We start from the raw sequence: 13146 nt of genomic DNA on the forward strand, positions 1-13146 counted from the left end.
GTCCCTCACCAATTCCTGAATTTTGAGGGCGGCGCGTAGAGTCCGCCCGACCAGCGCACGAGATCCTTGATCGAGCGCGCCGCCAGCAGGCTGCGATCCGCATCGAGCGGATTGATACCGAGATCTTCCGGCCTGCGGATCACGCCGCGCTCGCGCAGGCGCGAGACCATGCCGTGGTCCCGCCGTCGGCCGACGTCGGTGTAGCCGGCAACGCCACGAATGGCCTGTTCACGCTCCTGCGCGGTGCGGCACAGCAAGAGGTTTGCCACGCCCTCTTCGGTGATGATGTGCGTGACGTCGTCGCCGTAGATCATGACCGGCGCGAGATCGAGCTTCAGCTTTTCGGCGAGCTCGATCGCATCGAGCTTCTCGACGAACAGCGGCACGTTCTTGTCGCCGAACGTCTCGCCGATCTGCACGACCAGCTTGCGGCCGCGGCGCATCAGTGCCGAACCGTCGGGATCGGCCTCTGCTCCGGCCTTCAGCCAGGGCTCGCTCGGATGGCGTCGCCCGCGGGCATCCGCCCCCATGTTCGGGGCGCCGCCGAAGCCTGCAATGCGCGAGGTGGTTACGGTCGACGAGTTCCCTTGCAGATCGATTTGCAGCGTGGAGCCGATGAACATGTCGCAGGCATAGAGCCCGGCGGTCTGGCAGAAGGCGCGGTTGGAGCGCAACGAGCCGTCCGAACCGGTGAAGTAGACGTCGGATCTGGCCCGGATGTAGTCGTCCATGCCGACCTCCGACCCGAACGAGTGGATCTGCCGCACCCAGCCGGACTCGATCGCCGGAATGAGCGCGGGATGGGGATTCAGCGCGAAATGGGACGCGATCGTGCCCTTCAGCCCCAGCCTCTCGCCGAACGTCGGCAGCAGGAGCTCGATCGCGGCTGTGCTGAAGCCGATGCCGTGATTGAGCCGCTGTACGCCATAGGGCGCATAGACACCTTTGATCGCGAGCATCGCTGTCAGAATCTGGCCTTCCGTGATCGCCGCCGGATCGCGCGTGAACAGCGGCTCGACGAAGAACGGCTTGTCGGCCTTGACGATGAAATGGACACGGTCCGCCGGGATATCGACCCGCGGAACGGTGTCGACGATTTCGTTGACCTGTGCGATCACGACGCCGTCCTTGAACGCGGTCGCCTCGACCACGGTCGGGGTGTCCTCGGTATTCGGGCCGGTGTAGAGATTTCCCTCGCGGTCGGCGCTGACGGCGGCGATCAGCGCGACGTGCGGCGTAAGGTCGATGAAGTAGCGGGCGAACAATTCGAGATAGGTATGAACCGCGCCCAGCTCGATCTTGCCGCCGAACAGCATGCGCGCGATGCGCGCCGATTGCGGTCCTGAATAAGCATAGTCGAGCCGCTTTGCGACCCCGCGGTCGAATAGGTCCAGATGCTCGGGCAGAACCACACCCGACTGCACCATGTGCAGATCGTTGACCTTGGACAGATCGACCGCCAGCAGCGCGCGGCTCAAGAGATCCGCCTGCTTCTGGTTATCGCCCTCCAGGCAAACCCGGTCTCCCGATCGGACCACGGCCTCCAGCAGGCGCGTGACGTCGTGCGCTTCAACGACCTTGCCGCGGGCAAGGCCGGCTCCTGCCGCAATGCGCGCATCGCGCGCGGCTCGATGGTTCTGCCAGCTCGTCACGACCTCAGCTCCTTTGCGGCGTTGGCTCCGCTCCAGAGCGATCCCGGATTGGCACGGTCGGGATGGAGCTCGAGCATCGCCTCGTAAAGCTCGCGCGGCGATGTCGTCGCCTTATCGAGGCGGTTGAAATCGAGCAGGTATTGACGGGTCTCAGCGATGTTGCGCGGATCGTCGTCGTTGTCCGGCTTCTTGTGTCCGGCCACCACGAAGCGCGGCTTCAAGGCATCGAGCCGGCCGAGCGCGGCGATCCATTCCAGCCGGCTCTGCGTATCGGTTTCGACCAGATAGGGATGAATGCCGTTGTACACGGTGTCGCCGGCGACAATCAGGTCGAGAGAGGGGACATGAAGAGCAGTTGAGCGGGCCGTATCGGTTCGTCCCATGTCGACGACGACGAGCTTGTGTCCCTCGAGCGTAAGCTCGCCTTCGAGGGGCGTAGCCGCGGCCAGACGCTCTGCGATCTCGCCCGGAAAGCGCTTGCGCCAGAAGCCATCGAGCGCTTCAGGTGCAAGCTGCGCCTTCATCTCCTCGACGACCTCGGGAACTGCAACGGCCTTCGCATGCGGAAAGCGATCGAGCAGCGGCGCCAGGCCGAAGAAGTGATCTCCGTGCCCGTGCGTGACATAGATCGTGGTCAGATTTCGCTCGCACGAAACGACCCAGTCCAGCAACGTCTTCGACTGCCCGGCGGTGAGGAACGTGTCGACGAGAACCGCATCCCGCTCACCGTAGATCAGCGTCGACGAATTCGCGACCCACATCAAATCCGGATTGCCGGACGGCAAGTCGCGGCTGAGTCCGGCCCGCTTCACCGTCGTCACCTTCCAGTTCAGAGCGGAGCTGGTCGTCTCGATCATTTTCATGGGAATTCTCCGGATGGAATATTCGGGGCGGCGGGAGTGCTGTCACTCCCGCCGTCCTTCCTTCTGCCGGTCGTGCGTCGGGACCAGCAAAAGCACGGTCAGCGCGTGACCGGCGACTGAATGCTGCGCGCGGCGCGGGCGATGACCGCCGCCACTTCCTTCGGACGGGACTCGTAGACCGAGTGGCTCGCGCCGGGGATCACAGTGGTCTGGCTCTTGGCGCGCTCATAGTACCAGCGCTCCAGATCCGGACTGATGATCTGGTCGTTGCCGGCGACGATGCCCCAGCTCGGCTTGGTCTTCCACGCCGCTGCCGTCAGCGGCGTGCTGAAGACCTGTGTCGCGGCCGGGACCTGCGAGCGCGCGACGAACTCAGCCCGCTCGCGCGGCAGATCCGGCGCGAACAGTTTCGGGAATTGCACGGGATCGAGATAGGTGAATTTGTCGGGGGTCATCTTGATGACGCCTTCGGTCTTCCCGAGCACGCTCGGCGTCTTCTTGCCCAGCGCCGATTCGTCCTCGCCGACGTCGGGCGCATGTGCGGCGACGTAGACAAGACCGACGACGTTGGGATGTACGCCGGCCTCGGTGATGATCGAGCCACCGTAGCTGTGACCGACGAGAAGCGTCGGGCCATCCTGCAGATCGAGAATACGTTTGGCCGCAGTGACGTCGTCGGCGAACGAGGTCTCGGGCTCCTGCACCATGGTGACGCGGAAGCCTTCCTTGGTCAGGATCTCGTAGACCGGCTTCCAGCCGGACCCATCCACCCAGGCGCCGTGCACCAGGACGATGTTCTTCAGGGGCTCCGCGCGCGCAGGGGCGACGGCCGAGAACAAGGAGAGAGCGGCGGCAAAGGCGAGGCTGGCGCTGATGTGTTTCATGTCGGGATCACTCCGGGTTGGAATGACGCGATACTAATTTCAAGGCTTGCTTGCGTATTTCCGCAAACAACTATCCTTGCCACTTCGCACGCCTGGACACGCGAGCTGCGACGATCGCTGCTCGAACATCCTCCGGACGTAGCCCCGTTGAGCGAGGCATTTTTGGGGGCTCACGTTATGTACGCTGACATTCATGACATGACCTCTCGCAAGCGTGAACGGCCGGCGTTCGTACACGAAAGACGATCGATGCGCGCCCTGTCATTCAAGGCAACGTTCCTGACGTCACTCGAAATCCAAGCATAGGATCGAACAATGACATCCATCGCAAAGTGCAGCTTGGCCCTCTTCGCCCTGCTGTACGCAACAATGCCGGCTCGTGCCGGAACCTGCACGGATGACATCGCGCAAACCCAGGCCCAGCTCGATCTGGCCATAGAAAGAGACGCTGGCTCCCACGGCTGGAAGCCGGAGAGCCTCAGCGCGCTGCGCGGCCATCAACCCACGCCCCGCTCGCTCGCGGAAGCAGCTGGTGGCAATGGCATCGATTTCACCGAGGCGCTCGACTCGCTCGATCGCGCGCGCACCGCCAATCGCGGCGGCGACCTCGCCGCGTGCAGTCGGGAGATCGCACACGCCCGGGCCATCCTGAGATAGCGAAGGCTATCTCAGGCCAACGGCGAGGCGATGCGTCGAACGTGGTCGCGCAAGACAGAATGCGATGCACGACGCACCGGATTCGCCTCGTCGTCGTGCAGCCGGGCAGCAGGGCGTGCGTTCTGGAAATACCCGCGCCGGCGCAGCTTCCTATTGTTCGATCGCAGTCGGCCGGAGCTTTCATCCATGCGACAACAATATTCAACATACAACGGTGTGATGCTTGCGACCGCCATGCTGTGGCTGGTCCCGGCTGCGGCCATCGCTCAAACAACGGCGCCGGGAATGCAGCCTCCCGCCGGCATGCTTGCGACGTCGCCGCTCAACCCGCAATCCACGCGGCCAGTGGGCATTCCGTTGGGATCGACCGAAATCGTAACGCCCGGCATCTCGCCGATCAACCCTGCGCAAAGCACGAGCGCCTGCGCCGGGTCCGCCAACGCCGCATCGACCGGAGCATTGTTCGACGGCGGCGGGTTGTCCGGCACCTCATCGACCACTTGTGCCGGCAGCACCGCAGCGGTCCCGTCCCTGCCCTCGACATCGACGGTCGGCCGCGTCGGAATTCCGCTGGGCGCCACTGAAATCGGAGGCGCCGGAATCAGTCCGTCCGTGCCGGTGGCTGGCCCGACGCCCTTGAACGGCACAACGTCCTTGAACGGCACGACATCGATCGACGGCTCCGGCAATCCCTGAGATCAAGAAGGACCATCACCGTGAAACGGAACCTCACCATTGCGCTCCTCACTCTCGCTGCGATCATGCTCGGCGCGGGCTTCTGGTTCTTCGGCACCGACCGATCGCCGGCCGTGGCAGCCGCACCCGTGCCCGCTGCGGTGCCGGTGGTCGCCGCCACGGTCACGGGCAAGGACGTTCCGATCTATCTGCACGGCATCGGCACGGTGATCGCTTACAACACCGACATCGTGCGCAGCCAGATTCAAGGACAGATCGTCAAGATCGCCTTCACCGAGGGACAGGCCGTCAAGGCCGGCGACTTGCTCGCCCAGATCGATCCACGTCCTTACGAGGCCCAGATCGAGCAGTTGACGGCCAATCGCGACAGGGACCAAGCACAGCTCGCGAATGCCGAAGCCAATCTCTCCCGCTACAATCAACTCGGCGACAAGGGCTATGCGACCCCCCAACTGATCGAGACGCAGACGGCGCAGGTGGCGCAGCTCAAGGCCGCCGTGAAGGCGGACCAGGCCCAGATCGACGAGGCCAACGTCCAGCTGAGCTATACGCGCCTCTCGTCGGCCGTTCCCGGCATCACCGGCGTTCGCCAGATCGATGTCGGCAATGTCATTCATCCGACCGACGCCAATGGCCTCGTCGTCGTCACCCAGATCGAGCCGATCTCGCTGCTGTTCACCTTGCCGCAGGCAGACCTGCCGATGATCCAGGAGCACGCCGCAAAGGGCGCCCTGAAGGTCATCGCCTACAGCCAGGACAACAAGACAAAGCTCGACGAAGGCACGCTGCTGCTAGTCAACAACGAGATCGCGGGAACGACCGGCACCGTCCAGCTCAAGGCGGTGTTTCCGAACCATGAGCACCGGCTATGGCCGGGCCAGTTGGTGAATGCGCGCCTGCTGCTCGAGATTCAGAAGGATGCGCTCACTGTCGCCGGCTCGGCCGTGCAGCAGGGGCCGAACGGCAGCTATGTCTATGTCGTATCCGCTGACCAAACGGTTACCTTGCGTCCCGTTCACGTCGCCCAGATCACCGATGGCCAGGCCCTGATCGACCAGGGCCTGAAATCCGGTGACGTTGTCGTCGTCGACGGCCAGTATCGACTGACGGAAGGCAGCCGCGTTCTCGAGCTGCACGGCAAGGCCGCGCGCGAAGCCGACCTGCAGAGCGCCGTGCAGGATGCGATCCCATGAACATTTCCGCGACCTTCATCCTGCGGCCGATCGCAACCGCGCTGCTGATGGCGGGCCTGCTGCTGTGCGGCCTTGCGGCTTATCCCCTGTTGCCGGTCGGCGCGCTGCCGAACGTCAACTACCCGACCATCCAGATCTCGGCGCAACTGCCCGGCGCCGACCCGGGCACGATCGCCTCGTCGCTGGCCACTCCGCTCGAGCAGCAGCTCAGCCAGATTCCCGGTATCACTCAGCTCACCTCGTCCAGTGCGCTCGGCGTGGCCCAGCTCACGGTGCAATTCGAGCTGTCGCGCACGGTGGACAGCGCAGCGGTGGACGTGCTGGCCGCGATCAATGCCGCGAGCCCGTTCTTGCCGCCGAATATCCCCTACCCGCCGACGATCCGGAAGGTGAACCCGGCGGAGACGCCGATCATGCTGATCGCGCTGACGTCGGACTCGCTGCCGCTGACCACGGTCGATGCCTATGCGGAGAACATCCTGCTGCCGAAGATCTCGCAGGTGCCGGGCGTGGGCCTCGTCGGCATCGGCGGCCAGCAGAAACCCGCAATCCGCGTTCGCGTCAATCCGCAGGCGCTTGCCGCGCGCGGCATCGGCCTCGAAGACGTTCGCAACGTGATCGCCGGCGCCAATGTCGACCTGCCCAAGGGCACGCTCAACAGCCCGCGCGTTACCTATACACTGAACACCAACGATCAGTTGCTCAAGCCCGCCGCCTATGAAGACCTCATCATCGCCTATCGCAACGGCTCACCGGTGCGGATACGCGACATCGGTACGGCGGTCGACGGGCCCGAGAACGACCTCCTGGCCGGCTGGTACGGCAACGATCGCGCCATCATCCTGGCGGTGCAGCGCGTTCCCGGCGCCAACGTGATCCAAACCGTCGACCGCATCAAGAAGCTGCTGCCGCAACTGCAGGCCTCCGTTCCGCCCGCGATCAAGGTGACGATTGCCGCCGACCGGACCGCCACCATTCGCGCCGCCGTCTCCGACGTTCAATTCACGCTGATGCTGACGGTCGCACTCGTGGTGATGGTCATATTCCTGTTTCTGCGGAATTTCTGGGCCACGATCATCCCGGCGATCACGGTTCCCCTGTCGCTGGTCGGCACGTTCGCGGTGCTTTACGTGCTCGGCTACAGCCTGGACAACCTCTCGCTGATGGCACTGTCGATCGCGGTGGGCTTCGTGGTCGACGATGCCGTCGTCGTCATCGAGAACATCGTGCGCCATCTCGAGCAGGGTATGACGCCGATGGAGGCCGCGCTCAAAGGTTCCAGCGAAATCGGCTTCACGATCGTCTCCATCACCCTGTCGCTGATCGCGGTGTTCATCCCGCTGTTCCTGATGGGCGGCTATGTCGGCAAGCTGTTCCAGGAATTCGCGATCACGATTACCGCCGCGCTGCTGCTGTCGCTCCTCATCTCGCTGACGCTGACGCCAATGATGTGCGCGCGCCTGCTGAAGGACGACTCGCGGGCGAAGCACGGCCGGCTTTACCTCGCCTTCGAACGCGGCTTCGATGCCCTGCTCGCACTGTATGCGAGAGGCCTGCGAATCGTGTTGCGCCATCGCTTCGTGACGCTGCTGGTGATGCTCTCGACCATCGCGCTGACCGGCTACCTCTACGTCATCATACCGAAGGGTTTCTTCCCGCAGCAGGACACCGGGCAGATCGTCGGCATCACCGAAGCCGCACAGGACATCTCCTTCCCCGCGATGTCCGAGCGCCAGCAGGCGGTCGTCGATATCCTCTCGAAGGATCCAGCGGTCCAGTCGGTGGCGAGTTATATCGGCCCGGGCGGCCCGACCGCGACGCTCAACCAGGGACGCATCTTCATCGTCCTGAAGCCGAAGCCCGAGCGCAAGGCCAGCGCCGATCAGATCATCGAGCGGCTAGGGCCTCGGCTTGCCCATATTCAGGGCATCAGGCTTTACATGCAGGCCGCGCAGGACATCACCATCGGCGCACGGCTGTCGAAGACTCAGTATCAGTACACGCTGACGGACGCCGATTCCAACGAGCTCACCAACTGGTCGGCGATCTTTCTGGAGAAGCTCCGCGCGCTCGACCTCATCACCGACGTCGCGAGCGACCAGGCCAATGCCGGCCCGAGGCTGGAGGTCACCGTCAATCGCGAGGTCGCATCGAGCTTCGGCATCCTGCCCACGACGATCGACAACACGCTCGATGACGCATTCGGCCAGCGCATCGTCTCCACGATGTTCACCTCGCTGAACCAGTACCATGTCGTGATGGAGGTCGACCCACGTTTTCAGTACGGCCCCGAAGCGCTCAAGGACATCTACCTGAACTCGGCCACCGGCCAGCAGGTCCCCCTGAGCACGCTGGTTCACAGCGAAATCAAGCCCGCGCCGATCCTGATCAACCACCAGAGCCTGTTCCCCTCGGTGACAATCTCCTTCAACCTGAAGCCCGGCGTCGCACTGGGCGACGCGGTGGCGGCGATCCAGAACATCGAGAAGAGCACCGGCAAGCCCGCCTCGCTAACAGCTTCGTTCCAGGGCAATGCGCAGGCATTCCAGTCCTCCCTGTCGGGCACGCCGCTATTGATCGGCGCGGCGCTGATCGTGATCTACATTATCCTCGGTGTGCTCTATGAGAGCCTGATCCACCCCATTACGATCCTGTCGACGCTGCCGTCGGCGGGCATCGGCGCGCTGCTCTTGCTGCTGGCGGTCCACGTGGATCTCAGCGTCATCGCCATCATCGGCATCATCCTGCTGATCGGCATCGTCAAGAAGAACGGCATCATGCTGGTCGATTTCGCCCTCGAGGTGGAGCGCCAGCACGGGCTCAGCCCGGAAGAGGCGATCTACCAGGCCTGCACGCTGCGCTTCCGCCCCATCCTGATGACGACGATGGCGGCGCTGCTGGGCGGCGTACCGCTGATGATCGGCTCCGGCACCGGCGCCGAGCTGCGTCAGCCGCTCGGCTACACTATCGTCGGCGGTCTGATGTTATCGCAGATCCTGACGCTCTACACGACGCCCGTCGTCTATCTCTATCTGGACCGGCTCAGCAATTGGCTCACCGGACGCAAGCCGCGGTCGGCCGAGACATCCACTCCAGCCACGCGCGAAGCGGATACTGGATTGCGCCATGAATCCGCTTGAGTAGTTAACTGGCGGCATGATGCCAGCTCGACCACAGCTTCGTGCGTTTTGACAAAGCGCCGACGAAAAGGCAAAAGACCGGCCTCCGGCGGGGCGGTAAACCTTTTGCATGACGCTCGAATGCCTGGATGGCTCCGACCCCGTACAGCCTCGTCGATGGTGGCGCCGTTTGCTGCCGATCCACACAATACAGGATCGGATTCTGCTGTGGGCTTGGGGTAGCCTTGTTTTGACCTTGCTGTCCTTCGCCTGCTCGCTGCTCGGAGACAATTTCGCGGCGATTGCCTTCGCCGCTTTTCTGGCCGCTTCGCTGACGCTCGTCGGCGCGGTCATGGACATCACCGCGCAGAAGAAGGCCCATGCCGAGCTGGAGCGGAGCGAGCAGCGTTACCGCCATTTGTTCAGCCGGATGCCGATCGCGCTTCGGCAGCTCGACACCAGCAGGCTGATGGCGCTGTTCCGAAAGTTGCGCGCCGAGGGCGTTACCGATCTGGGCCTCTATCTCGATAGCCATCCCGATTTCCTCCGGACCTGCATGGACGCACTCTCGATTCAGGAGGCCAACGAACGGGCCATCCAGAGTTTCGGGGAAGGCTATGTCGGACGTTCCATGGCCGAGACCTGGAAGCAACGTCCAGATACGTTCCGCCGGGCTATCGAGTCCCGCTTCCGCGGAGAAACGAATTTCGAGGAAGAGACCCAGATGGTCACGTGGGACGGCCGCATCGTCGACGTTCTCTTTACGACGGCTCGCGTCGGCCCCATTGACAATCTCGAAGCAAGCCTGGTCGTTACCATCGACATTTCCGAACGCATTCGCGCCCAGCAGAAGCTCCAGCAGGTACAGGCCGAGTTCGCGCATGCCGCGCGCGTCTCGATGCTCGGCGAGCTCACCGCGTCGATCGCGCACGAGGTCAATCAGCCGCTGGCCGCCATCGCCACCAACGGCGCCGCCGGCCTACGGTGGCTGAACAGGCCCACGCCCGATATCCTCGAGATCCGCAAGACCATCGAGAACATCGTCGTGGATACCCAGCGCGCCGCGAACATCGTGGCGCGCGTTCACGGGATGGCCTCCCGGAAAGCCCCCGAGCAGGCATTGCTGTCCTTTGACGAGATCATCCGCGAAGCACTTCTTTTCCTTCAACACGAGATGGAATCCCGCAGCGTGACGATCCTGCACCGGCCCGATCCGGGCGCGCCGCTGGTTCTCGGAGATCGCACCCAACTCCAGCAGGTGATCGTCAATCTCGCTATCAACGCGGCGCAGGCAATAACGCAGGCCGGATATGACGATCGCAAGATCGTCATCAGCACGGTCACACAGGACGCCGCAACATTGTGCTGCTCGGTGGAGGACAACGGTCCCGGCATCGCCGCCCAGCATGCAAATCGTCTGTTTGACAGCTTCTTCACGACCAAGGACAGCGGCATGGGCATGGGATTGCCGATCTGCCGGTCAATCGTCGAAGCGCATGGCGGCCGGATCGGCGCTGAAAGCAATGGTACGAGTGGCGCCCGGTTCTGGTTTACGCTGCCCATCGCCATCCCCGTCGATCCGCCGCGCTGCGACCTTCACGCGGATATGTGACTCCGGCGGTGCCGCTATTCCCCTGCCGCGGCCGCACGCACCAGGCGGATCGGGACGCCCTTGTATGATGGCGTGAAGCTCAGGGGATCACGGGCATAGAGCGGCACCAGCGGATTGGTCTCCGGATAGTACGCCGCGCAACAGCCGGTCGGAAAGGCATAGGCTACCACGCGGAAGTTACGCACGATCCGCTCGGCGCCATCGGTCGAGGCGGTTATCAGGTCGACGCGGTCGCCGTCGGCAAGCCCGCGCTTGCTCATCTCGTATTCGTTGAGGAAGACCACGTCGCGCTGGCCGAACACGCCGCGATAGCGGTCGGACATCGAGTAGAGCGTCGTGTTGTACTGATCGTGGCTGCGTATGGTGGTGAGCCACAGGAAATCGGGATCGCTCTGCGGCGGGTCCTCGCCGCAACCCGGGAAGACCAAAAAGTTCGCCTTGCCCGACGGCGTCGCCCAGATGCGCTCGCGTGCCGTCGAGGTAAGATGGAAGCCGCCGGGGACGCGGATGCGGGCGTTGTAGCCCTGGAAGATCGGGAACACCGCCTCGATCGCATCGCGAATCCGGTCGTAATCAGCGACGAAGCCGTCCCAGTCGACCACCGTGCGCTCGCCCAGCGTCGCCTTGGCGACGCCGGCGACGATCGCGATCTCGCTGAGGAGATGCTCCGATGCCGGTTTGTTGCGGCCGGCGGACGCATGCACCATCGACATCGAATCCTCCACCGTGACCGACTGTGGCCCCGATTGCTGCACATCGATCTCGGTGCGCCCGAGGCACGGCAGGATCAGGGCGGCGTGGCCGTGGATCAGGTGACTGCGGTTGAGCTTGGTTGAGACGTGGACGGTCAGATCGAGCTTGCCAAGCGCAGCCCGCGTCGCCTGCCAGTCCGGAATGGCCGCGGCGAAATTGCCGCCCATCGCGAAAAAGGCCTTCACCTCGCCGCGGATCATGGCCTCCAACGCGGTCACCACGTTGTGTCCCGGCGCGGCCGGAGGCTTAAAGCCGAAGCGTTGCTCCAGGCGCTCGAGGAAGTCCGCCTTGGGAACTTCCGTGATTCCCACGGTCCGATCGCCCTGCACGTTGGAATGACCGCGAACCGGGCATACGCCGGCGCCATCGCGCCCGACATTGCCGCGCAACAGCGCGAGGTTGGCGATCTGCTGGACGTTGTTCGCACCGCGCCAGTGCTGGGTGATGCCCATTCCGTACACGAGGATGGCGCGCTCGGCCTTCATATAGGCGCCGGCCGCATATTCCATGTCCTCGCGCGTCAGGCCGGACTGACGTTCGATGTCCGGCCATTGCGTGCGCTTGAGATCATCGATCAGCGCTTCGATGCCGATGGTGTGGCCGCGAATGAAATCCCAGTCCAGGATCTCCGGCTGCTCGGCGGCACGAGCGGCCTCGTCGGCTTCCACCAGAATCTTCATGATCCCCTTGAGGACGGCGACGTCGCCGCCGACCCGCACCTGGAACAGTCTTGAGCTGATCGCCGTCGACGACAGCGTGATCATCTCGACCGGGCTCTGCGGCGCCTGGAAGCGCTCCAGCGCCCGCTCACGGAACGGGTTGAACGAGATGATGGACGCGCCGCGGCGTGCCGCATTGCGCAGGCTGGTCATCATCCGCGGGCTGTTGGTGCCCGGATTCTGGCCGAAGATGAAGATGCAATCGGTCTTGTCGAAATCCTCCAGCAGCACGGTGCCCTTGCCGACGCCCAGCGAGTACGGCAGGCCGACGCTGGTCGCCTCGTGGCACATGTTCGAGCAGTCGGGAAAGTTGTTGGTGCCGTATTCGCGCACGAAGAGCTGATAGAGGAAGGCGGCTTCGTTCGAAGTCCGCCCGGACGTGTAGAACTCCGCCATGTTCGGATCCGGCAAGGCCTTGAGCTCGCGACCGATCATGTCGAATGCATCGCTCCACGCCATCGGGAGATAGCGGTCGGATGCGGCGTCGTAGGCCACCGGATGAGTGAGCCGCCCGACCATTTCGAGATCGTAATCGTTCCAGCCCGCGAGCTCCGTGACGGTATGCTCGGCGAAGAATTCCGGCGTGCAGCGCTTCGATGTTGTCTCCCAGGCGATCGCCTTGCCGCCGTTCTCGCAAAATTCGAATGACGAGGTATGCTTCGGATCGGGCCAGGCACAGCCGGGGCAATCGAAACCCTCCGGTTGATTCATCCGGCTGAGCGTCGCTGCACCTTTCAGCGGCGCCCGCTGCACCAGAAGCGCCTCGCTGAGCGCCTTGAGTGCGCCCCAGCCGCCGGCGGGCTCGCGATAGGGACGAACCGATTTCGTGGTCATCTCGATATCTCTCGATATGGCAATTCTCCGGTTCAGTTAAGGATCGCGCAGGCAGAGCCGTCTTTTCAGAACGAAGCCGAATTTCGCAATTGCACACGTTCGATCCCGGGCGGCGGGCCGAAGCAGCCATGCATTCCGGCAAAAACAGCGCCGTTCGCGGAAGC

At 63.7% G+C, this 13146-nt stretch carries 9 protein-coding genes; 4 read left to right on the top strand and 5 right to left on the bottom strand.

Features of this window, described 5'->3' with window-relative positions:
* Positions 1-5: 5 nt before the first annotated feature.
* From mdcA to AC0L3K_RS17250, 3 genes are all read right to left on the bottom strand, one after another.
* On the bottom strand, positions 6-1652 hold the full coding sequence (mdcA, locus tag AC0L3K_RS17240) for a malonate decarboxylase subunit alpha (protein ID WP_473366468.1): 1647 nt from the start codon (positions 1650-1652) through the stop codon (positions 6-8).
* A complete protein-coding gene (locus tag AC0L3K_RS17245) occupies positions 1649-2515 on the bottom strand; it encodes an MBL fold metallo-hydrolase (protein WP_473366469.1) in 867 nt (288 codons plus the stop codon). The genes mdcA and AC0L3K_RS17245 overlap by 4 nt, the downstream gene beginning before the upstream one ends.
* 98 nt (positions 2516-2613) lie before the next feature.
* Entirely contained in the window at positions 2614-3399 is a 786-nt protein-coding gene (locus AC0L3K_RS17250) for an alpha/beta hydrolase (RefSeq protein ID WP_007596047.1), read from the bottom strand.
* Positions 3400-3714: 315 nt separating this feature from the next.
* On the opposite strand from AC0L3K_RS17250, the gene AC0L3K_RS17255 reads away from it, so the two are divergent.
* Complete coding sequence (locus AC0L3K_RS17255; protein ID WP_007596049.1) at positions 3715-4056, top strand: hypothetical protein; 342 nt, start codon at positions 3715-3717, stop codon at positions 4054-4056.
* 266 nt (positions 4057-4322) lie between these two features.
* On the opposite strand, the gene AC0L3K_RS17260 is transcribed toward AC0L3K_RS17255, so the two are convergent.
* Complete coding sequence (locus tag AC0L3K_RS17260; RefSeq protein ID WP_473255423.1) at positions 4323-4745, bottom strand: hypothetical protein; 423 nt, start codon at positions 4743-4745, stop codon at positions 4323-4325.
* A gap of 27 nt (positions 4746-4772) precedes the next feature.
* On the opposite strand from AC0L3K_RS17260, the gene AC0L3K_RS17265 reads away from it, so the two are divergent.
* The 3 genes from AC0L3K_RS17265 (at position 4773) to AC0L3K_RS17275 (ending at position 10676) form a co-directional block, all read left to right on the top strand.
* Positions 4773-5945, top strand: a complete 1173-nt coding sequence (locus tag AC0L3K_RS17265) for an efflux RND transporter periplasmic adaptor subunit (protein ID WP_473366470.1) — start codon at positions 4773-4775, stop codon at positions 5943-5945.
* On the top strand, positions 5942-9085 hold the full coding sequence (locus AC0L3K_RS17270; RefSeq protein WP_473366471.1) for an efflux RND transporter permease subunit: 3144 nt from the start codon (positions 5942-5944) through the stop codon (positions 9083-9085). The genes AC0L3K_RS17265 and AC0L3K_RS17270 overlap by 4 nt, the downstream gene beginning before the upstream one ends.
* A gap of 229 nt (positions 9086-9314) precedes the next feature.
* Complete coding sequence (locus tag AC0L3K_RS17275; RefSeq protein WP_473366472.1) at positions 9315-10676, top strand: PAS domain-containing sensor histidine kinase; 1362 nt, start codon at positions 9315-9317, stop codon at positions 10674-10676.
* 14 nt (positions 10677-10690) lie between these two features.
* Here AC0L3K_RS17275 and AC0L3K_RS17280 read toward each other — a convergent pair whose 3' ends face one another.
* Complete coding sequence (locus AC0L3K_RS17280; protein WP_007596060.1) at positions 10691-12982, bottom strand: FdhF/YdeP family oxidoreductase; 2292 nt, start codon at positions 12980-12982, stop codon at positions 10691-10693.
* Between the last annotated feature and the right edge of the window lie 164 nt (positions 12983-13146).

It is taken from the genome of Bradyrhizobium sp. MI1.10 (assembly GCF_055811035.1).